This window comes from Flavobacterium sp., assembly GCF_046153165.1.
Lineage (GTDB): Bacteria > Bacteroidota > Bacteroidia > Flavobacteriales > Flavobacteriaceae > Flavobacterium.
In genome coordinates, this window is the sequence record NZ_JBJXEN010000050.1 from 1 (window position 1) to 21,871 (window position 21,871).

Annotated in this window: 16 protein-coding genes and 1 pseudogene; 6 read left to right on the top strand and 11 right to left on the bottom strand. The window is 31.7% G+C overall.

Features of this window, described 5'->3' with window-relative positions; translation table 11 throughout:
* The 3 genes and pseudogenes from ACKVOV_RS05750 to ACKVOV_RS05760 all read right to left on the bottom strand — a co-directional run.
* Positions 1–248 (bottom strand): annotated as a pseudogene (locus ACKVOV_RS05750) (succinate dehydrogenase); the annotation flags it as partial.
* A gap of 168 nt (positions 249–416) precedes the next feature.
* Entirely contained in the window at positions 417–1,301 is an 885-nt protein-coding gene (locus ACKVOV_RS05755) for a hypothetical protein (protein ID WP_409205807.1), read from the bottom strand.
* 36 nt (positions 1,302–1,337) lie between these two features.
* On the bottom strand, positions 1,338–2,189 hold the full coding sequence (locus tag ACKVOV_RS05760) for a ChaN family lipoprotein (protein WP_409205808.1): 852 nt from the start codon (positions 2,187–2,189) through the stop codon (positions 1,338–1,340).
* Positions 2,190–2,281: 92 nt separating this feature from the next.
* Here ACKVOV_RS05760 and ACKVOV_RS05765 point away from each other — a divergent pair, with 92 nt between their 5' ends.
* The 4 genes from ACKVOV_RS05765 to ACKVOV_RS05780 all read left to right on the top strand — a co-directional run bounded on the left by ACKVOV_RS05765 (position 2,282) and on the right by ACKVOV_RS05780 (position 6,129).
* The gene (locus ACKVOV_RS05765) at positions 2,282–2,878 is read left to right on the top strand and encodes a Crp/Fnr family transcriptional regulator (RefSeq protein WP_409205809.1); all 597 of its coding nucleotides are present in this window, start codon (positions 2,282–2,284) and stop codon (positions 2,876–2,878) included.
* A gap of 105 nt (positions 2,879–2,983) precedes the next feature.
* Positions 2,984–4,276 (top strand): aminopeptidase P family protein, encoded by a 1,293-nt coding sequence (locus ACKVOV_RS05770; protein ID WP_409205810.1) that lies wholly within the window; start codon positions 2,984–2,986, stop codon positions 4,274–4,276.
* 75 nt (positions 4,277–4,351) lie between these two features.
* Positions 4,352–5,251, top strand: coding sequence for an alpha/beta fold hydrolase (locus ACKVOV_RS05775; RefSeq protein WP_409205811.1), 900 nt, complete (start codon positions 4,352–4,354; stop codon positions 5,249–5,251).
* A gap of 92 nt (positions 5,252–5,343) precedes the next feature.
* Positions 5,344–6,129, top strand: a complete 786-nt coding sequence (locus tag ACKVOV_RS05780) for a TIGR00266 family protein (RefSeq protein WP_409205812.1) — start codon at positions 5,344–5,346, stop codon at positions 6,127–6,129.
* Positions 6,130–6,179: 50 nt separating this feature from the next.
* Here ACKVOV_RS05780 and ACKVOV_RS05785 read toward each other — a convergent pair whose 3' ends face one another.
* Positions 6,180–7,403: an AbiH family protein gene (locus ACKVOV_RS05785; protein ID WP_409205813.1), complete on the bottom strand. Its 1,224-nt coding sequence runs from the start codon at positions 7,401–7,403 to the stop codon at positions 6,180–6,182.
* Between the two features lie 74 nt (positions 7,404–7,477).
* The gene (locus ACKVOV_RS05790; RefSeq protein ID WP_409205814.1) at positions 7,478–7,870 is read right to left on the bottom strand and encodes a DUF1398 domain-containing protein; all 393 of its coding nucleotides are present in this window, start codon (positions 7,868–7,870) and stop codon (positions 7,478–7,480) included.
* Positions 7,871–7,954: 84 nt separating this feature from the next.
* On the opposite strand from ACKVOV_RS05790, the gene ACKVOV_RS05795 reads away from it, so the two are divergent.
* Positions 7,955–8,737 carry an alpha/beta fold hydrolase gene (locus ACKVOV_RS05795; RefSeq protein ID WP_409205815.1) on the top strand — a complete coding sequence of 261 codons (783 nt, stop codon included), beginning with the start codon at positions 7,955–7,957 and terminating at the stop codon, positions 8,735–8,737.
* Here ACKVOV_RS05795 and ACKVOV_RS05800 read toward each other — a convergent pair.
* The 4 genes from ACKVOV_RS05800 to ACKVOV_RS05815 form a co-directional block, all read right to left on the bottom strand.
* Positions 8,734–11,502 carry a PD-(D/E)XK nuclease family protein gene (locus ACKVOV_RS05800; RefSeq protein ID WP_409205816.1) on the bottom strand — a complete coding sequence of 923 codons (2,769 nt, stop codon included), beginning with the start codon at positions 11,500–11,502 and terminating at the stop codon, positions 8,734–8,736. The genes ACKVOV_RS05795 and ACKVOV_RS05800 overlap by 4 nt on opposite strands.
* Before the next feature lie 66 nt (positions 11,503–11,568).
* Complete coding sequence (locus ACKVOV_RS05805; RefSeq protein ID WP_409205817.1) at positions 11,569–12,906, bottom strand: OmpA family protein; 1,338 nt, start codon at positions 12,904–12,906, stop codon at positions 11,569–11,571.
* Between the two features lie 105 nt (positions 12,907–13,011).
* Positions 13,012–14,208, bottom strand: a complete 1,197-nt coding sequence (kbl, locus tag ACKVOV_RS05810; RefSeq protein WP_409205818.1) for a glycine C-acetyltransferase — start codon at positions 14,206–14,208, stop codon at positions 13,012–13,014.
* 74 nt (positions 14,209–14,282) lie between these two features.
* Entirely contained in the window at positions 14,283–17,441 is a 3,159-nt protein-coding gene (locus ACKVOV_RS05815) for a UvrD-helicase domain-containing protein (RefSeq protein WP_409205819.1), read from the bottom strand.
* 243 nt (positions 17,442–17,684) lie between these two features.
* Here ACKVOV_RS05815 and ACKVOV_RS05820 point away from each other — a divergent pair, with 243 nt between their 5' ends.
* Positions 17,685–18,290 (top strand): superoxide dismutase, encoded by a 606-nt coding sequence (locus ACKVOV_RS05820; RefSeq protein ID WP_409205820.1) that lies wholly within the window; start codon positions 17,685–17,687, stop codon positions 18,288–18,290.
* A 526-nt stretch (positions 18,291–18,816) separates the two neighbouring features.
* Here ACKVOV_RS05820 and ACKVOV_RS05825 read toward each other — a convergent pair.
* Positions 18,817–20,715, bottom strand: a complete 1,899-nt coding sequence (locus ACKVOV_RS05825; protein WP_409205821.1) for an amidophosphoribosyltransferase — start codon at positions 20,713–20,715, stop codon at positions 18,817–18,819.
* Between the two features lie 130 nt (positions 20,716–20,845).
* Positions 20,846–21,769 (bottom strand): PfkB family carbohydrate kinase, encoded by a 924-nt coding sequence (locus ACKVOV_RS05830; RefSeq protein WP_409205822.1) that lies wholly within the window; start codon positions 21,767–21,769, stop codon positions 20,846–20,848.
* Positions 21,770–21,871: the final 102 nt, after the last annotated feature.

Sequence of the window (21,871 nt, forward strand, 5' to 3'; positions counted from 1 at the left end):
TTTAATTCTAAAACTATTCCCATTACAAAATGAAAAACAACTCCGAGAATTAAAACAGGCTGCATAACAAATTGAATTACTGGATTATATCCCATAAAATGAGACATCATATTGAAAGTTTCAGCACTAAAAACCGATATCATGTTGATAAAAAAGTGAAGTGAGAGAAACGTTATCAGGAAAATTCCCGAAAGAGCCATAGCGACTTTTTTTGCTATCGATGACTTCAACATTGTTGATTTTGCCATAGTATTTTTGTTAATTATTTGGTTTTAAAAAAATTTAAACAAAAATAACGCAAATTCATCTCATCAACAAATGTTAGTAGCTTATTTATAATGAATTTAAAATGGGTTTAACTTTTGTTGAAGCCTAATCAGTCAAACCCATCTTTAATATTTATTCTCAAAGCTATTTTATCTCACATAGCTAGGAATTAAACCTCTTAATCCCATATCTACAACATTTTCTCCAGCTGAGGGTTCGTATTTTCCATCTACATTAACTTCATTCCACTCAAAACTATTGTTAATAGAAAGCGAAAGCGTCACTTCAATGTTGCTTGTTTCGGCTCCAGTAATGACTAAATTATTAGCAAATTTACCTGTAACCACACATGAATTTGCAGGAATGTCCGATTGCCCTGAAAGCGGATTGGGAACTGTTGTTGCGCCAGCAGGTGTTTGCCCAGAAGTTGAATAATTAACTCCTTGCAAACCAAAAGCCCAGTAACCTTGGTCACGATTTCCATTTACCACAAATGGATAATTCCCTATATTATGGGTTGTGATATAAGTTCTAGACCCTACAAAACTTGCTAAAGTCCCGACATAATCAACTCCTGCACTTCGAACATTGATGTCATAATTTTGATATGAAAGCGAACATCTAACCCACTCGTAACTTCCTGCTTGAATTTGACTTAATGGAATACTTAGAAACGCTTCGCCTTCTGCAACAATTTTTGCTTGACTAAAATCGAAAGCGTTCAATCCTCCAGCAGTAGTTTCTTGCCCGTGATATAAAATTGTTCCTGATCCTAATTGTGTTGTTGCACTTGGTGAAAATTCTAAATAATGTGAAGCAATAGTATTAAAAATTGGAGATTGCGCTGCATTTCCAGCAGTAACAGTCGATGGTTGCCCCAAGTTATTTAATCGAACTTGTGTTGGATCAAACTTAAACTTAACGATTAGTTGTGGTTCAGGAGCTTTAGGAATATCAGCTTCGTCGTCATTATCTGTACAACCGAAAAGCGTCAAAGCAACTATAGGAAATAACAATAGGTTTTTAATTTTCATGTTTAGGTTTTTTGAGGTTCAATATTAAACAAAAATTCAATATGTTTTAGTAACATCTTCGTCTATTACAAGAATAAAATCGGCTCTATGAAGGTTTTCTTTTTCAAAACGAATAATATCCTTTTGCGTAACTGTGGCAATAGTTAAAATTTTTAATTTTGGTTCTTTTTTTATTAAATACCAGTTAATTCCTTCAAGATTATCACTATGATAAGTACCATTATAATGTACAAACGTGGTTTCTGGTTTTTTATTTTTTAGAATGAAATAAGCCATTGTTGCGTCTTTTGAAGCTTGTGCTTTTGGCATATTTGGGCTGGTATGTTCTCCCATCATTTTCAGCATTTCGACATAGCCTGGCAAATTTGCATCATATAAAATAGGTAATGGAGCTATCCAATTTTTTTCTTCCACTGTCAACTCATCAAGAGCTTCGAAACCATTTTTAGATACTTTTGCAGCAAAACGACGTGGAATGTTTGTAGCTATAAAAGGAATATTTTTTGTCTTAGCAAAATCGACTAATGGTTTGTAATCTGTTTTGTAATTAGGCCACAATCTAGCAGTAGTATCGAGTTGCTTTTGATTAATTTCTCCTTTCAAATACTGATCTAATTGTTTCTGATTATCGGCTTCAAGCATTTCGGCGCCCAAAACGAGTTGCTTTTTTTCAGCTAAATCCTTTGTAAGTTCCAACTGAAGCCAATGAGCAATCGCATTATTATGTTCTTCCCCAAACAAGATAACCTCTGCCTTTTCCGAAGCTTTTAGCATGTCTTTATAACTTGCTTCTCGACCGTTACCATCAAAAATTCGAAACGGAACCTTATCTTGAGCTTGAATTGTAACTGAAAACGAGAATAAAATTAAAGGCCAATATTTTTTCATAACTGAAATTTTTATAAAAATATTGTTTTAAAGCTTTTAACCAAACTTATTTCCGTTAAAAAAGAATATTTTTGTTTAAATTTTTTCAAAAAATGGAACTTTCAAATTCTAAAACTAATTTTATCGATTATTTGCATCAATTTATTGACTGTGAAATTGATGACTTTAAAGAATCCATTCAAAAAGCGGAAAATTCATTTACAATTTTAAATTTGAAAAAAAATGAATATCTGGTCAAAGAAGGAGAAATTTGCCAATATTTTTGTTTTGTTGAAAGTGGAATTTTACAACATTCGATTCTCGTTCTTGGTGAAGAAAAAACATCTTATCTAGCATTACGAAACACGGTAACTTCTTCACTTAGTAGTTTTCTATTTAACAAACCTTCTCGCAAAAGTGTGAAAGCAATTTTTGATTGTAAATTACGAGTTATAGATATTCATACCTTTAGAGATTTAATAAAAAACAATAAAGCATTCAATTTGTTTTACTATAATTTAATCGAAAAACAGATTTGTTTGATAGATGATTATCGCATCGATTTGCTTACACTTACTCCAGAAGAACGATATAAAAAATTATTGTTAACAGAACCTAAATTATTGCAAGAAGTTCCGTTACATTATTTGGCTTCTTTTCTTGGAATTTCCTCTCGTCACATGAGTCGTATTCGTAAAAATATCTTATAATTGTTATTGGAATACAGATTACTATAATTGTGAATATAAAAATAACGCCATTTGGCTACGTCAAAAATTATAATATTACTTATTTTTGATAAAAATTATCATATCATGAAATACCATCAAATAGATTCTCAACTTTTCATCAAAAATAGAGCAAAATTTATAGCTCAGATGAAACCTAATAGTGTTGCCATTTTCAATTCGAACGATATATATCCAGTTTCTGCAGACAGCACATTGCCATTTGCACAACACCGAGATATTTTTTATCTATCTGGAGTGGATCAAGAAGAAAGTATCTTATTACTTTTTCCTGATGCGCCTTACGAACATCTCAAACAAATTTTATTCTTAAAAGAAACTAACGAACATATTGCCATTTGGGAAGGCGAAAAACTAACTAAAGAGCGTGCTTTTGAAGTTTCTGGCATAAAAAGTGTGATTTGGTTACAGGATTTTCATAAAACATTAAAAGAAATTATGGCTTATGCCAATACAATGTACATTAATACCAATGAACATTATCGCGCAACTATTGAAACCGAAACTCGCGAAGCTCGTTTTATAAAATGGTGGAAAGAGAATTATCCTGCGCATAAAGTTGAAAAATCGAATCCTATTTTGCAACGAATTCGTTCTATCAAAGAAAGCGAAGAACTAGATTTGATACAAACCGCTTGTGATATTACCGAAAAAGGATTTCGTCGTTTGCTGTCGTTCGTTAAGCCAAATGTGATGGAATACGAAATAGAAGCGGAATTTATGCACGAATTTTTAAGAAATCGTTCTAAAGGATTTGCTTACACGCCCATTATTGCATCAGGGAATAGTGCCAATGTTTTGCATTATATAGAAAACAACTTGCAATGCAAAGCAGGAGATTTAATTTTGCTAGATGTAGGTGCCGAATATGCTAATTATTCTAGCGATATGACACGAATGATTCCCGTTTCCGGACGATTTACCGACAGACAAAAAGCAGTTTACAATGCAGTTTTAAATGTAAAAAATGAAGCTACAAAAATGCTTACGCCAGGAACTTTATGGAAACCTTATCAAGTTGAAGTAGGCAAAATCATGACTTCCGAATTACTTGGTTTAGGGTTGCTTGACAAAGCCGATGTGCAAAACGAAAACCCAGAATGGCCAGCATACAAGAAATATTTTATGCACGGAACCTCCCATCACATGGGTTTAGACACGCATGATTACGGATTATTACATGAACCTATGAAAGCCAATATGGTGTTTACAGTAGAGCCAGGAATTTACATTCCAGCTGAAGGTTTTGGTATTAGACTAGAAGACGATGTTGTAGTACAAGAAAAAGGAAAACCTTTTAACTTAATGAAAAATATTCCTATTGAAGTAGATGAAATTGAAAGCTTAATGAATAGTTAAAAACTTACTATTTTATTTAACAGATAACGACTCACAAAGTGAGTCGTTTTTTTTATTTTTACAAAAAACATGATTATGAAAAAGTTTCTTTTTATTATTATTTTATTGAGTATTCAAATTGCATTTTCTCAATCCGATGGTTATTCTACAAATGCTGATTCGAGTAAAAGTTATTATAAAATTTTTGGAAAAGGAAACCCTATTTTAATAATAAATGGTGGGCCTGGTATGAATAGTAATGGTTTCGAAGCAATGGCAAAAAAGCTTGCTGTAAACAACCAAACTATTATTTATGACCAAAGAGGAACGGGAAAATCCCCTCTAAACTCTTTAGATTCAAAAACTATTACCATCAAATTAATGGCTGATGATATTGAATCCTTAAGACAGCATCTCAAAATTAAAAAATGGATTATTTTAGGTCATTCTTTTGGAGGAATGCTTGCGTCTTATTATGCAACCGTCTATCCAAATAGCATCGAAAAATTAATATTATCATCTTCTGGCGGTATCGACTTAAGTTTATTGAATGGTCCAAATCTAATCACCTCTCATTTATCTAAAATAGAACAAGACTCTTTGCAATATTGGAATGACAAAATAGACAAAGGAGATACAAGTCACGCAACCAGTCTAGGAAGAGGTAGAGCATTAGCGCCTGCATACGTATATGACCGAAAATTTATACCTATCATTGCCGAAAGACTTACCCAAGGAAATTCGACTATAAACACATTGGTTTGGGATGATTTCAGAAAAATAAAATTTGATTGCAAAAACAAACTAAAACTTTTTAAACAGCCAGTTCTTATTATACAAGGAAAACAAGATGTTATTAATGAGGAGATTGCTCAAACTGCACACAAAGCCTTTGCGAATTCTAAAGTTATTTTGCTAGATAACTGTAAACATTACGGTTGGCTTGATGCCGAAGAAAAATATTTTTCTGCCATAGATGTTTTTCTAAAATCATAAACGAATATTATTTCTTATAGTTTTCAGTTATATAAATCTGTAACACTTTGAATTCTTATTCGACATATCAATAAATTTAAAACAAAAAGAAAATGCAAGCACATGAAATAGATTATCAGATATTTGGTGAAGAAATGCAATATGTAGAAATAGAACTTGACCCGCAAGAAATCGTAGTTGCCGAAGCGGGTAGTTTTATGATGATGGACAACAACATACAAATGGAAACCATTTTTGGCGACGGTTCTGGACAACAATCAGGACTTTTCGGAAAACTTTTAAGTGCTGGAAAAAGAGTTCTAACAGGAGAAAGTTTGTTTATGACGGCTTTTATTAATCAAAACAATACAAAAAGCAAAGTGTCTTTTGCTTCTCCTTATCCAGGGAAAATTATAGCTATCGATTTAACCCAATTTGGCGGTAAATTTATTTGCCAGAAAGATTCTTTCCTTTGCGCTGCAAAAGGTGTATCTATAGGAATAGAATTTTCTAAAAAACTAGGTCGAGGTCTTTTTGGAGGAGAAGGATTTATTATGCAAAAAATAGAAGGAGACGGAATGGCATTTGTACATTCTGGCGGAACATTAGCAAAAAAAGAATTAGGTGTTGGCGATGTTCTTAAGGTCGACACAGGCTGTATTGTAGGTTTTACCAAAGATGTAGATTACGATATCGAATTTATTGGAGGAATAAAAAATTCGTTATTTGGTGGTGAAGGGCTGTTTTACGCTACACTTCGCGGTCCAGGAACTGTATATGTGCAATCATTACCATTTAGCCGATTGGCAGACAAAATTATTGCCTCAGCACCAAGAGCTGGAGGAAGTAGCAACGAAGAAGGAAGTGTTTTAGGCGGATTAGGAAGGCTTTTAGATTAATTTACTTTTCAAAATATATAAACAAAACGGTTTACGAAAGTGAGCCGTTTTTATTTTAAAGGCAATTGTATTTGTGGTAATGGTTTGCAAAGAGTTTTGTTTACAATTTTTTCTCTCATTAATTTCTTTTTATTGAAATGGCGAGAAATATTTTGAATAATATCTGTATAATTATCTTTGACCACATTACCCTCTTTGTCTTTAGTTTCATGATAAAAGACTTTTATAGATCGGCAGTTGTTATGTTCGAAAATTGTATTTAATAATGTCCTGTCTGACAAACCACAAGAATGCCCCATTATACATACTTGGTATTTATCGCTATCAATATATCTAAGTAAATCATTATAATTTGAATTTTGTAAATATTGAAATGACTTAAAGTTTTTTAAATATTCATTATCGTCTATATTTTCAATCATTTTATAATCATCATCCATTTCGTCTCCAAAACCGAAATTGATTTTATTCTCAATAATATTCCCAAGGTTTCCATGAATATAATTCACTTTACTTTCTATTCGATCATCTTTATTTAATAAATCACTGTAGATCCCTGCAATTGGGGTGTAATTGAAATTTAAGAAATATAAATTATTTACTAATTCTTTTTCTCTTTCTTTTTCAAAATGCAGTTTTATTTCTTCGACATCTTCAGTTTTTATAAATTCATTATGAACTTCATGTTGATTACTCAATAATGAAATCGGCTTCAGGTTATTGTAAATATTTACCCAATCTATATTTTGATCTTTGGTAAAATCTAATTGATATTTATCTACTACTTTTTCTTTCAAATATTTTTCAAGTAGATTTTTCACCTCTTCAAATTCCTTATTTAATCGTTTAATGTCCCCAATATAATTTTGTTTTCTTAATTCGCCTTTTACTATTTCCTTTAAACTCTTATAATAAATATTCTCAATATCAACCCAATTTTGAATTGAGTTTTGATTTATTAATTTAAAAAAAAGATTTTTATAGTTCAGAATTTGAACTCTATTATCTTCTATTGGTTTAAGATGTGTCTTTAATTTATATACTCCTATACCTTCTTTCCTAAAATCACTATTAGTATTGATTATCATATCTATTAAATCATCCAAGTTTTCATGATTGTTGAATTCGCCGTAATTATTCAAATTAAAAGATATCAATTCATCATGATTACTATTTTTAATACTTGCCCAGTAATCATCAATAAAATCTTTGTATCTCGTTGGTAATCCATGAGCCAAATCAAATCCGTTTCCAATAATAAAAAGTCTGTTCATAAAAATACTTTTCTCAAAAATAAGGTTTTAACTTATAAAAATTAATATAATTTCTCTAATCTGTGTTCTAAATATTAAATCGTTGGAATTGTTTCTACAACCATTTCATTTCCGTTTTTATCATAATAAGAACAGGTCATTTTAGCCATAACTACAATCCATTTTTCAACACCTGATCTCGCACAATCATTTAGAAATGTCATATAATCGGTTTTCCCTTGTTGGTGTGCTTTTAAGTCAATCTGAAATTGTTTTATATTAATTTGATCCGAAATTATAAGTGTTTCTAAAAAACCTTCCGATGATATTTTAAAATCATTAGTTCCATAATAATTAGTATGATTATCATACACAAATGTTTCAAAAGAAATTACACCAAGTGCGATAAGATCTTGCATGTATTGTGGAAAATCAGCGCCACTTTTTACTTTAGTATGAGCGTCTTTAATTTGTTTAACTGTGAACATATTATAACTTTTAATTATTCAAACATACATTTTTTAAATTTCAAAAATCTATTTTTGCAATAATCTTTAACTTGTTTTTTAACGTTGAAAACAATTCACCACAAAAACACGAAAATCTCCTATTCCGATGCTGGAAAAGGAACTGCTATAGTTTTACTTCATGGTTTTTTAGAAAATGCCACGATGTGGGATTCTTATATGGCATCGTTTACAGAAAAATACCGAGTTATTACTATCGATTTATTAGGTCATGGCAAATCGGAATGTCTAGGTTATGTACACACGATGGAAGACCAAGCCGATATGGTTTATGCTGTTTTGCAACATTTAAAAATTAGAAAATCTATTTTCGTAGGACATTCGATGGGTGGCTATGTAGCTTTGGCTTTCGCCGAATTGTATCCTGAAAACACTAAAGGATTTGCCTTATTAAACTCGACTACTTATGCTGATGATCATGAGCGAAAAATAAACAGAAATCGCGCTATAAAAATGGCACACAAAGAATATGCTTCTTTAGTACAAATCTCTATCGCAAATTTATTTAGTATAGACAATCGGGAAAGTTTTATTTCAGAAATTGAGCAAGTAAAAAAAGAAGCTTTAAAAACGCCTTTACAAGGTTATATTGCAGCGCAGGAGGGCATGAAACTCAGAAAAAACAAAGAACACTTATTACATCTTACTTCTTATCCTAAACTACTTATTCTTGGTAAAAAAGATGGCGTTCTTAATTACGAAGACAACATCAAACAAATTGAAGGTACCAATGTGCAATTGATTCCTTTTCCTGATGGTCACATGAGCCATATTGAAAACCGTGATGCTTTAGAAAAAGCATTATTGACTTTTTTTAAGATTTTTTAGATAATTTTTTCCTCAAAAGGAATCTCAATATTCAAAATCTCATTAATTAAAACAACTATTTCCTTTTTAAAATGCTCTAGAATTTCAGGTGTTATGGTTGTAAAAACCTCTTTGTCTTGTTTTATTCCAAAAGGTAAAAAACCGCCTTTCATATTTTTAAATGAAATGATTCCGGCTTCCATTTCTAAGCCATTTGCTTGCTCTTCATACATAAATGCATAACAAAGCAACTGAATTATTTTATCCTTTTTTATATCTAAAGTAAGTCCGTTCCAATCTTTGAGTTGAACGCTGTTTTTTTCTACTTTTCCTGTTTTGTAATCGATGATTCGAATTTTGTTGTTTCTAATTTCTATTCGATCTACGTTTCCAGCAATTTTTATCGGAAATGGCAAACGCTCATCTTCTAAAACTTTTTCCAACGGCGTTTCTAATGCTAAAACTTTTACCACATCCCCATTTGCAATTTGCTTTTTTTCTTCAATTAAAAAATTAAAAACATTTCGTTTTGCTACTTCAAAAGCCAAAAGATTTTTCCCTTTTTTAACCTCTCCTTCTTTATAAATTTCTTTAAATTGTTTGAGAACTTCCTCGTTAGCAAGAACCAACATTTTATCTAAATCATCAGTAGTCAAAAATTTATTAATGACTGGTTTGTACAATGCTTCCAATGTTTCATGGATAATCGTTCCTAATGTGTTTAACGCGATATTTTCTTCTACTTCTTCCGATTCTCGAATAGATAGTATTCTTTGAAAATAAAACTGAATCGGATTTCTGATATAAGTCGTTAATGCCGATGGCGAAAATCCTTTTCCTGTTGCAATTTCTTTCAATCGCATCATTACTGATTCAGATTTTGGAATTACGATTGGTTTGGAAGCAATATTAGGAACAATTGGCTGAATAATTTCATGAGTCAAATTGTGTTTTGGTTGTTTTTCGACTTCTAACTGCGTAATGAAGCGACTTTTTTCGCCACCATCTAAACCATCACTTTCCGTATTATAAAGCAAATAAATATTTTTTGCACGCTGTAACAAATGGTAAAAATGATACGTGTAAATAGCATCTTTTTCTTTATAAGTTGGCAAGCCTAATTCTCGTTTTACATCGTAAGGGATAAAAGAATTAACTGTTTTTCCCGCTGGAAATTTGCCTTCATTTAGCGAAGTTATAATAACCGTTTCAAAATCTAAAACACGACTTTCCAAAACACCCATAATTTGCAATCCGGACAAAGGTTCTCCTTCAAATGAAACCTCAGCAAGATCGATAACTTGTTTGTATATGGCATACAAGGTATCTATATTTTCTATATATTCATTTTTAGAACAATAGGTAATCAGCTTATTAATGACTTTATATATAGAATATAAAAATGTTTTTACCACCTTATCCTCTTCTAAACTTGAATCTAAATTTGATTTAACGATTAATAATATTTCGGAAATAAGTTCTAATATTTCGATAGGTTTTTGATTCCATTTCTGAAAAAGCAATTCGAAAAGACGATTGGGATTTTCTTGAAACGAAATAACTTTTTGATGTGTTATAAATGTATAATTATTCTTTTTGATAGTATAAATTACTTTTGAAGCATTTACGTAAGATTCTATAATTGGATTAGAAAGCACATCAAGCACATCTTTATAATAAAAAACATAGTTAGATTCACTTCTATTTAATGCATTGTTATGCATCTTAAATAATTTAGCAACCAACAATTGGATTGGATTGTTTTTGCTAGAATAACCCATTGTGATATTCAAACTGCCAACGCTTGCTGGAAGAGAATGTAACATTGGAATAAGCATGTTTTCATCACCAAGAACTAAAGCTACCTTGTCTAATAATGCGTTCGGATTATCTAAAATTTGCTTGTCGATTATTCCCGATACAATTTTGGCTTGACCAATAGCTTTTGCTGTACCTATAATTTGAATATTCTTTTCATCTGAAAAATTAGTAGTGATCCACTCGAAAGGATTGGTTTTATAATGAGACCAAGTATTTTTGAAACGTCTCACAAATAATCCTGCATCGTGAGAAATATCATTTAGAAAAACCGCATCAATGTCCCAATAGATAGATGCAATATCTTTAACGATAAGTTGCTGCACGATTTTTTCTTCTGCTTGATTTAAGGCGTTGAAACCTGCAAAAACAATTTTTTTATTTTTAAAATTAGAAATGAATTTTTCAAGATTTGATACTGCTTCTCTATAAATTAACCCTTGGTAACCAATTTCTTTATTTTTTAGATATGTATAAAATGATTCGTAATACAATGGAAGTAATTTCCAAAATTCTAGATAATTATCTATTAATTTAGTTTTATCTTCAACGTCAATACCCCAACGTTTAATGACTTCTATATCTTGAAGATAAGAAAATACATGTTTTGGGTCTAGAAGATAACGATCAATCTCGTTAAAATCCTGTAATAATGTTTTTGCCCAATTAGAGAATTGTTCGAATGTTTGTTGCTTTTCCTTTACCGTTACCGATAAATAAACCGTATAAAACTCGAAAAGCAATTCTATAGAATCTATAGATCGAATGTTTGCAATTTCTTGAATAAAGTCTTCAATGCTTGTAATCTCTGACGCAAAAGTAAAATTAGGTAGTTTTTTTTTTAATGCCTCGAGAAGGAATATTTTAGCTCTTTTGTTGGGTAGAATAATGGTTGTTTCAGAAATGTTTTCGGTTTCATCTGAAAGTAATTTATCAACTAAGTTTTCTAAAAAAGTATTGTTTTTCATAGAATATAAATATAAAAAAAACGCCCCGATAAATCGGGGCGTTTTAAGAATTTATTTTAGAAGTGATTATTTAACCACTTTTACTTCTACTCTTCTGTTTAAAGCTTTTCCAACTTTAGTTTTGTTTGAAGCAATTGGCATAGAATCACCAAAACCTGCAGAAGTTAATCTGTCTGAAGCGATTCCTTTTGAAATTAAGAAATCTGCAACTGCTTTAGCTCTATTTTCAGACAAAGTTTGATTTGATGCTTTTTTACCAGCATTATCTGTATGTCCTTCAATACTAAATTTTGAAGATGGATACTCGTTTAAGATAGCAACCATAGCATCTAAAATAGGTAATGTTTGAGCTTTGAAAGTAGATTTAGCGTTATCAAACAAGATAGTTTTAGCATAATCGTTTAATCTTTTGATAGCTTCTTCAGAAACTTCAGGACAACCATTGTTAGCTACAGTACCTTTAACATCTGGACATTTATCATCTTTGTCAAGAACTGAATCTCCGTCAGTATCTGGCCATGGACAACCACCGTTATCTCTTGGACCTGCAACTGTAGGACATTTGTCTTTCATATCTGCAACACCATCTCCGTCAGTATCAGGACAACCGTTTAATGCAGCTAAACCAGCAACTTCTGGACAAGTATCATCTTTATCAGCAATTCCGTCTCCATCTGTATCAGGACAACCTTGAAATTCTTTTAAACCAGCAACTTCTGGACAAGCATCATCTTTATCATAGATACCATCACCGTCTGTATCTTTACCACCAAATTTAAAAACTAAACCTGCTGTATTTTCAAAAAGTGAAGGAAGTTGAAAATCTGTTGCAGATTTATATTCTCTATCAGTAAATGCTTTTTTGTATGTAGAAGCTAATGATAAACCAACTTGTTCAGTAAACCAAAAAGTTAAACCAGCTCCTATGTTTGCAGTACCACCAGATGTTTTACCCATCCAGCTATAACCACCACCAACATTTACAGAAGGATCAATTACTTTTGAACCAATTAAACTCATTAAGCTATATTTGATAGCTAAATCTCCTGAATAATACATCGCATTTGGATTGTCAACTCTCACTGCATTTGGAGTTGGACCCTCCCAATTTACATATTTTGTAATTTTGTTTACAGAACCTGTAACTCCTACAGAAAAATTACCACCAACATTTCTAGAAACTGTTAAGTAAGAAACAGAAGGAAGGATATTCCAATTGTCTTTTGCATTAAAGAATTCTGAAAAGTGATCTTTTAAATTAAAATCTCTGGTACCAGCACTAGTTCTTGTGTCTATTGCATTGGCTCCGAAAGATATTGCCCATGGATTGTCGCTGTCTTGTGCAGAAGCACTTAATCCAGCAATCATCAACATGGAAACAAAAAGTTTGTTAAGATGTTTCATACTTAATTTTATTTGATTACATTACGTTATTGTGACAAAAGTAACTAGGAAATTATTAATTACAAAATGAATTGTTAAAAAAGTTAGATAAAAAGTGAAAAAAAATTATTTTTTAATAATATTCAAAGCTTCTCCAACTTCTGTAAAAGCTTTGATAGCCTTGTCTAAATGCTCTTTTGTATGTGCTGCAGACAACTGAACTCTAATCCTTGCTTTGTCTTTAGGAACAACCGGAAAAAAGAATCCGATGACATAAATGCCCTTTTCTAGTAATTTTTCGGCCATAACTTGAGATAATTTTGCGTCATAAAGCATCACTGGAACGATTGCAGAATCCCCATTTATAAAATCTAACCCTGCTTTTCTCATTCCATCTTTAAAATAATTGGTATTCCATTCTAATTTATCACGAAGTGTGGTGTCTTTTTCTAATATTTCGAAAACCTTAATTGAAGCTCCTACAATTGCTGGCGCTAATGAGTTTGAAAATAAATAAGGTCGTGAACGTTGGCGTAAAATTTCAATAATTTCTTTTTTAGCTGTTGTATATCCTCCCATTGCACCGCCTAAAGCTTTACCCAGCGTCCCAGTAATAATATCTACACGCCCCATTACACCTTTGGCTTCTAACGTTCCCTTTCCTGTTGCTCCAATGAATCCTGCTGCGTGACATTCATCAACCATGACCATGGCGTCATATTTATCTGCTAGATCACAAATTTTATCTAAAGGAGCTACTAATCCGTCCATAGAGAAAACACCGTCAGTTATAATGAGTTTGAAACGAGTTCCAGCTTCAGTAGCCTTAATTAGTTGTTGCTCCAAATCTTCCATATTCGAATTTTCATAGCGATAACGAGCTGCTTTACATAGACGAACTCCATCTATTATTGATGCGTGATTTAAACTATCAGAAATAATACAATCTTCTTCTCCTAGTAATGGTTCGAAAACACCTCCATTAGCATCAAAAGCTGCTGCATATAAAATGGTATCTTCTGTTCCGTAGAAATCAGCAATCTTTTTTTCAAGTGTTTTATGAATATCTTGTGTTCCGCAAATAAAACGAACCGACGACATTCCGAAGCCATGAGAATCTAAAGTATCTTTTGCTGCCTGAACTACTTCTGGGTGCGATGATAATCCTAAATAATTATTAGCGCAAAAATTAAGAACAGTTTTACCGTTAACTGTAATCTCAGCTCCTTGTGGCGAAGTGATAATTCTTTCTTTTTTGAAAATTCCGTTTTCTTCGATTGTGTTTAACTCGTTTTGTAAATGTTGTTTAATTTTTCCGTACATTTTTTTAGTTTAAAATTTAAGGTTTAAAGTTTTGAGAAACTTTCGACTTTTTACATTCGACTTTTGATTATTTTCTACAAATGTACTATTTCTATATTTTCTCCTATATACACAAGTGATTTTTTATGCACTTGAAATCCCATTTCTATCAGTGCTAATTCGTAATCTCTTAGTTGGCTCTCATATTTAGGCTGATGTTTTCCTGTTTTGTAATCCAACAAGTAAGCATTTTTTCCAGAAACAGTAATTCGGTCGGGTTTTATTGTTTTTGATTCTTTTTTAATAATCACTTGTTCATTAAAAACTTTGCCATTTTCATCAAAAAAGTCATTTAATTCTGGATGAAAAACAATTTCAGCAATTGTTTTTTCTACTTCTTGTTGCTGATTTTTAGTAATAAGACCTGTTTCTAATGCTTTTTTTATTGCCGATGGAATATCATTTTTAGTTTTGACAAATGATAAAATTTCATGTAAAACATTCCCAAATTCGATGGCTTTTTGCTGGTGTGTTCCCCACATGAGTGATTCTCGTTGTGCAATTTTTATAGCATTTGGATTAATTACAGCATTTACAACTTCAATATTTTTTCGTTTGGCTTCGAGTGGTTTTTGTTTAGAAATTCTTTTTGAATCACCAAATTCATAATTCAAAACATTTGAATCAAAGTTTTTGCAATCTTCTAAAAATTCAATAAATAACGAAGCCGAATTATTAGGCAAATCACCTTTGCTATTTCTTTCTTTCATACTAGAGATAATATACAATTGTTCTTCTGCGCGCGTTAATGCTACATACAAAACATTAATATTATCTAATAAATCTTCCTGTGATTTCTGATTGTAAACCGCAGCTGCATTTTCTCCATATTCGGTTACTTTGCTAGATTTGTCTATTAGAAATTTATCAAAATCTAAATCGTCAGATTGAGAATCTATCCACATTTTTTCTCGTTTGGGGGCACTATAATTTTCTTCGGCAAAAGGAAAAATAACTACAGGAAATTCTAATCCTTTCGATTTGTGAATTGTCATAATTCGAATCGCATTAGATCCTTCGGCAGATGGAATACTTAGTTTGAGACCGTTTTTGTCCCAATAGACTAAGAAATCAGAAATACTCATTTGATATTTTACATCACGCTCTAAAACAATGTCTAAAAAATATTGCACATAGGCATTATTGTTTTTAGGATTGATACATTTTGCTGCAATCAATTCAGCAATTTCGTACAATGATTTTCTTCTACTATTTTGAAACGAAAGATGTATTCCGAAATTAGCCAGCCATTTTTCTAAGGCATTTTCCTCTTTGTATTGAATTCCTTGGTAAATAAAATCGTGTGTTTTTATAGTATTATCAATATTTTGATCCAAATAATATAATGCATTGGCTAATGATTCGATATCATTTTTATCATTTAAATATCGAAACATATTTAGTATAAACTTCACCTCCGATGACGCATTTATCAATAAACTTTCGGACGAAATAACTGGGATATCGTTTTCGGTCAAGTAATTTGCCAATAAAACGCCATGTTTATTATTTCTAGTAAGCAATACAATTTCGTTAAACGAAAAACCTTCTGTGACTACTTTTCTAATAGTTTGCAAAGAAGTTTTAAGGTAAATGTCATTTTTATCGATATTTTCATCATCATCTTCCGAAACAAAATCGGAATCAATTTCTGGAATGAAAGAAATGTTTACATAACCTCCATTTTTAGCATTTGATTTTTGAAAACTATAATTTTTGTATAAATCTTTGTAATCTTTGTTAGAAAATTTTTGTGATAAAAACTTAAAAAAATCATTATTAAAGGCAATTACCGTATCGAAACTTCGATAATTTGTTTCTAAATTAAAAACCTCTTTGTCTTTATTACTAAATGGATTTTTGGACTTAGCCAAATCGATAAACTGTTCCGCTTTTCCGCCACGCCAACGGTAAATAGACTGTTTTGGATCTCCTACAATCATCAATGAACCTTGGATACCTTGCAAATCTTCACTCGAAAGTGCATTATCAATTAACGGAACCAGATTTTGCCATTGCATTTCGGATGTATCCTGAAACTCATCGATAAAAAAATGCTTGTACTTTTCGCCCAATCGTTCGTAAATAAATGGTGCTGGTTGGTTTTGTATGTGTTCGAATATTAATTTATTAAATTCGGAAATAGATAAAATGTTTTGGTCTTCCTGAATTTTAGCTAACTCATTACTTACCGTATTAAGTAATGAAAGTGGCGTAATATTTTTTAGAAAAGCTTGGTAAAAATCCTTCTTTTCGTAGTTTTTATAAACTTTATATAAGGTATAAATTAGTTCCTCGGCAATTCCTTCAATAATATCTCTGTCTTTTGCGTTTTTATTAATAGCAATGTCATCGACAGTTCTAAACTTTTTATGTGTTGGTTTGAGTTCACTTCTCTGAATAAAGCCCAAATGATTAGGAAAAGTTTCTCTAGAAAAGGATTTTGTATCAATTCCTTGTGTATTAATAAGCTGCAAGGCTTCATTTGCTAAATGAATATTTTCGTTTTCTAATGACTTACAGGTTTCTTCTAATTTTGCTTTGAGCTCGATAAATTCTGGAATTGTTTTGTCTTTGAGCGATAGAATTTCTTCACGATAATTTTCGTTAAGAATTAACCTTCCTGTGCTCATGATTTCGCTCGAAATATCCCACGATTTGTCATCGTCGGTTTTTTCCATTGTAAAATCGACGAGTAATTTTGTTAGGATTTCATCTTCTCCAGCCTGCGCAACAATAGCATCTACTGCTTCTTGCAATAAATTTTCGGTATCTAGCGAAACATCAAAAGTGATAGGTAAACCCAAATCAAAAGCAAAAGCACGAATTACTTTATGAGTAAACTTATCGATAGTCGAAATATCGAAAGCCGCATAATTATGAATAATGTTTTTTATTATTGCTTGTGCTTTTGTTTTAATTTGAAATGGATTGAGATTGATTTCTTTTGATAAATCATCCATCAATTGAATTGATTTTTCAGATGGATTATCTTTAGAAAAATCGAAAAGGCTGTCTATAATTCTAGTTTTCATTTCGAAAACTGCCTTGTTTGTAAAGGTTATAGCGAGAATATTTTTATAAGCATCGTTGTGTTTGGCTTTTAGAATTATTTTTAGGTATTCTTTGACCAAAGTATATGTTTTACCTGAACCAGCTGATGCGTTATATATAGAGAATGCAGGTGTTTTCATAGTCATTACGAGGAACGAATCAATCTCGTTCGAATTAGAATGTTGTTTTATGGCAAATTGCTTCGCCAGTTCGCACTTTCAGGCTCGGGGTGCGGGAAATAGCTTCAAATATCTATTTCTGTTAAAACTACAATTATATAATTCACACTTTTAATGAAATTATAACAGATTGAAATTTTAATTCCAAAGTTAAATGATTAATTTTGAATTTAAATATATACTAATCATTTAAAATATACAATTATGGCTTTCGAATTACCACAATTACCTTATGCATACGATGCATTAGAACCACATATTGATGCAAGAACAATGGAGATTCACCATTCTAAACATCATAATGCTTATACGACAAACCTAAATGCAGCTATTGCAGGAACTGATTTAGAAGGAAAATCTATTGAAGATATTCTTAAAAACCTCGATATGACTAAAATGGCTGTTCGTAATAATGGTGGTGGTTTTTTTAACCACAATTTATTTTGGACAGTAATGTCACCAAACGGTGGTGGTTTACCAACGGGTGAATTAGCAACTGCTATAGATTCGGCTTTTGGGACATTTGGAGATTTTAAAGCGGCTTTTGCTAAAGCTGGTGCTACACAATTTGGTTCTGGATGGGCTTGGTTGTGTCTAAAAGATGGAAAATTGGAGGTTTGCGGAACTCCAAATCAAGATAACACACTTATGCCTGGTGTAGGTTGTGGTGGAACTCCAATTTTAGGAATGGATGTTTGGGAACACGCTTATTATTTACACTATCAAAATAGAAGACCTGATTATATTGAAGCTTTTTTTAATGTAATAAACTGGAATGAAGTTGCAAGACGTTTTGCAGAAGCAAAATAATCTTTGAAATAACTTTTTTTAGATAATTGACGAATAGACTTTTTATAAAGTTTGTTCGTCTTTTTTATTTTCTTGACTTTGTTCCAATAAAAAAGGTGAAATTATTAGTTTCACCTTTTTTGCCCCAAATCTACCATAACTTAACCTACTTATGTAATGGTGAGGTAAAAGTACTGCTACTGTGCTTTTTTACCAAATAAAATCGTTGAATTGTATAAAAAATCGTTGATTGAAGAAGTATTATTTTTTTCTAACTAAATACTGTTAGAGCCTTTCTAACCTAATTTAGTTAGAAAAAAAATGTTGCTTTTTTATTATTTTAGTATTAAAATAATTTAGATATTATTATTTCATTTTATTCCAATAAAAAAGGTAGAATTATTAGTTCTACCTTTTTTGCCCCAAATCTACCATAAACTTAACCTACTTATGTAATGGTGAGGCTAAAGTATAGGCAGTTTGCGCGGTCACCAAATTAAATCGGTGAATTGTATAAATACTCGTTGAATTGTAGTTTTCCTTGTTTTTAGTAGGCTCTAGCATCTTTCCCTTCATAAAAATTCATAAAAGCTCGGTTTACTACTCGGTTCCCTCCAGGTGTTGGATAATCACCAGTAAAATACCAATCGCCTAAATTTTTAGGACAAGCAATATGTAAATTTTCTACTGTTTGAAAAATAATTTTTACTTTCGCTTTTACTGAATCTTCGGTAAGCATTTCGGCAATTTTATCTGATACTTCTTGCGGTTTGAATGGTGCGTAAATTTCGGTTACAAAGTTTACAACTGCGTCATCTTTTAGATTTTCTTGTGCTTTGCATTTAGCATAAACTTCATCAACAATGTGATATAAGTTTCTTTCTTTTAGCAATTCTAAAGCAGCTCTAAAAGCAACTAATCCTTCTAGTTTTGCCATATCTATTCCATAACAGTCAGGATAACGAATTTGTGGCGCAGAGGAGACTACAATGATACTTTTTGGCTTCAAACGATCCATCATTTTTATGATACTCATTTTTAATGTCGTTCCTCGAACAATACTATCGTCTATTATAACAAGATTGTCTGTTGGTTTTATCACACCATAAGTAACATCATATACGTGAGCAACTAAATCATCTCGACTGCTGTCTTCGGTGATAAAGGTTCGCAGTTTTGCATCTTTTATAGCTACTTTTTCGGTTCTAATTTTTACCGAAAGTAATTCTTGAAGCGATTCGGTTGTTAATGTGTTACGATTTGCAAGAATAAAATTGTTTTTTCGTTGATTTAAAAAATCTTGTGCCGCTTCGACCAATCCGTAGAAAGAAGTTTCAGCCGTATTTGGAATATAAGAAAAAACTGTGTTATCAGTGTCATTATCTATCGCATCAAGAACTGCAGGAAGTATTAATTTTCCTAGATTTTTTCTTTCTTGATATATTTCTGCATCACTCCCACGAGAAAAATAAATTCTTTCAAAAGAGCAGGCTTTTTTTATAGTTGGTGTGATAATTTCTTCTTCTGAAACTTTTCCGTTTTTCTTGATTATTAAAGCATTTCCAGGTTGCAATTCCTGTACTTTTTCGAAATCGACATTAAAAACAGTTTGTATCACTGGTCTTTCCGAAGCCACAACTACAATCTCGTCGTCTTGGTAATAATAAGCTGGACGAATTCCTGCTGGATCGCGAAATACAAATCCGTCACCATGCCCTAATAATCCTGCCATGGCATAACCTCCATCGAGATTTTTGGATGCTTTTTTTAAGATTTTAACCAAATCTAGCTTTTCGGCAATAATTGGAGAAGCTTCTCTTTTAGAAAATCCATTATTTTTGCATTCCTGATACAAGTCGGTCACCTCTTCATCTAAAAAATGTCCTATTTTTTCCATTACAGTAACAGTATCCGCCATTTCCTTTGGATGCTGACCTAATTCTACTAAACTATTGAAAAGTTCTTTAACATTAGTCATATTAAAATTTCCTGCTAATAGTAAATTTCTATGCATCCAGTTATTTTGACGTAAAAAAGGATGTACATTTTCAATACTATTTTTTCCAAAAGTCCCGTAACGAACGTGACCTAAAAACAATTCGCCTATGTAAGGAATATTTGCTTTTTGCATTGCCACATTATCAGCATATTCTGGGTGCGCAATCATTTCTTCGTTTATTCGAGAATTTATTTGCGCAAAAACATCTTGTATGGCTTGAGCATCATTAGAGCGGACTCTGCTAATGTATCTTTCGCCAGGTTCAACATCTAGTTTTATGCTTGCAAAACCAGCACCATCTTGACCACGATTGTGCTGTTTTTCCATAAGGAGATACATTTTTTGTATTCCGTAGAAAGCAGTGCCATATTTCTCTTTATAAAACTCAAGCGGTTTTAGTAATCTTAAAAAAGCTATTCCACATTCGTGTTTAATTGCATCACTCATTGGGCTGTTGTAATTTTGTAGTTATTTATGCTTTTACCAGTAAATTTGTAAATTATTATTTCTTGCAAATTAACTAGTTAGTTGTTTTTTTAAATCAAAAACGCCTCGAGAATTCCGAGGCGTTTTTTTATTATAATGCTATTTCAAATTGTGTAAGAGATTTGAATTGTTTCAATCTCGCTACAACTTCTTCTTTATTTAATTTTAGCATTCTTTCGGTTCCAAACTTCTCGACGCAAAAAGATGCTAAATTTGATCCGTGAATGATTGCCGTTTTCATATTCTCGAAAGAAACGTTTTCGCTTTGCGTTATAAAACCTGCAAATCCTCCTGCAAACGTATCACCTGCTCCTGTTGGATCGAAAACTTCTTCAAGTGGTAAAGCTGGTGCGAAGAAAACTTCTTTTTCATGAAAAATTAGCGCTCCGTGTTCTCCTTTTTTGATAACTACATACTTAGGACCCATTGTATGAATCTTAGCGGCAGCTTTTACAAGAGAATATTCTCCTGAAAGTTGACGTGCTTCTTCGTCATTTATAGTGATAACATCGACACGTTTTATAACGTTAAGTAAATCTTCAAGCGCACAATCCATCCAAAAGTTCATTGTATCAAGAACAACTAATTTTGGTTTTTCTTCCATTTGATCTAAAACACTACTTTGCACCATTGGATGCAAGTTTCCTAGCATAACAACATCGGCATTTTTGAAATTTTGTGGCACTTTAGGTTGAAAATCGGCTAAAACATTTAGTTCTGTAGCCAATGTATCTCTAGAATTTAAATCATTATGATATCTTCCACTCCAAAAGAAAGTTTTTCCTCCTTTTACTACTTCAAGACCTGAAATATCAATATTTCTTGAAGTTAATAAATCTAAATATTCTTGTGGGAAATCGTCTCCTACGACAGAAACTATTGCTGATTGCAAGTTAAAATGTGAAGCTGAAAGTCCAATATATGTTCCTGCACCACCTAAAATCTTGTCTGTTTTCCCAAAAGGAGTTTCAATAGCGTCGAAAGCAACAGTTCCAACAATTAATAATTTATTCATTATCTTTAGTTTCAAATTAAAGTGCAAAGATAGTTGTAAAGTTTGAAGTTTGAAAATGGAATTTTATATTATTCTCTTCTTATTAAAAAGGGCTAATTTTTG

Excerpts from the sequence above, each read along its gene's own strand:
- ACKVOV_RS05815 (WP_409205819.1), bottom strand. The coding sequence starts at position 17,441 with ATGAAAACACCTGCATTCTCTATATATAACGCATCAGCTGGTTCAGGT.
- ACKVOV_RS05825 (WP_409205821.1), bottom strand. The coding sequence starts at position 20,715 with ATGAGTGATGCAATTAAACACGAATGTGGAATAGCTTTTTTAAGATTA.
- ACKVOV_RS05755 (WP_409205807.1), bottom strand. The coding sequence starts at position 1,301 with ATGAAAATTAAAAACCTATTGTTATTTCCTATAGTTGCTTTGACGCTT.
- ACKVOV_RS05790 (WP_409205814.1), bottom strand. The coding sequence starts at position 7,870 with ATGTTCACAGTTAAACAAATTAAAGACGCTCATACTAAAGTAAAAAGT.
- ACKVOV_RS05765 (WP_409205809.1), top strand. The coding sequence starts at position 2,282 with ATGGAACTTTCAAATTCTAAAACTAATTTTATCGATTATTTGCATCAA.
- ACKVOV_RS05785 (WP_409205813.1), bottom strand. The coding sequence starts at position 7,403 with ATGAACAGACTTTTTATTATTGGAAACGGATTTGATTTGGCTCATGGA.
- ACKVOV_RS05760 (WP_409205808.1), bottom strand. The coding sequence starts at position 2,189 with ATGAAAAAATATTGGCCTTTAATTTTATTCTCGTTTTCAGTTACAATT.
- kbl (WP_409205818.1), bottom strand. The coding sequence starts at position 14,208 with ATGTACGGAAAAATTAAACAACATTTACAAAACGAGTTAAACACAATC.
- ACKVOV_RS05770 (WP_409205810.1), top strand. The coding sequence starts at position 2,984 with ATGAAATACCATCAAATAGATTCTCAACTTTTCATCAAAAATAGAGCA.
- ACKVOV_RS05780 (WP_409205812.1), top strand. The coding sequence starts at position 5,344 with ATGCAAGCACATGAAATAGATTATCAGATATTTGGTGAAGAAATGCAA.
- ACKVOV_RS05775 (WP_409205811.1), top strand. The coding sequence starts at position 4,352 with ATGAAAAAGTTTCTTTTTATTATTATTTTATTGAGTATTCAAATTGCA.
- ACKVOV_RS05800 (WP_409205816.1), bottom strand. The coding sequence starts at position 11,502 with ATGAAAAACAATACTTTTTTAGAAAACTTAGTTGATAAATTACTTTCA.
- ACKVOV_RS05830 (WP_409205822.1), bottom strand. The coding sequence starts at position 21,769 with ATGAATAAATTATTAATTGTTGGAACTGTTGCTTTCGACGCTATTGAA.
- ACKVOV_RS05805 (WP_409205817.1), bottom strand. The coding sequence starts at position 12,906 with ATGAAACATCTTAACAAACTTTTTGTTTCCATGTTGATGATTGCTGGA.
- ACKVOV_RS05820 (WP_409205820.1), top strand. The coding sequence starts at position 17,685 with ATGGCTTTCGAATTACCACAATTACCTTATGCATACGATGCATTAGAA.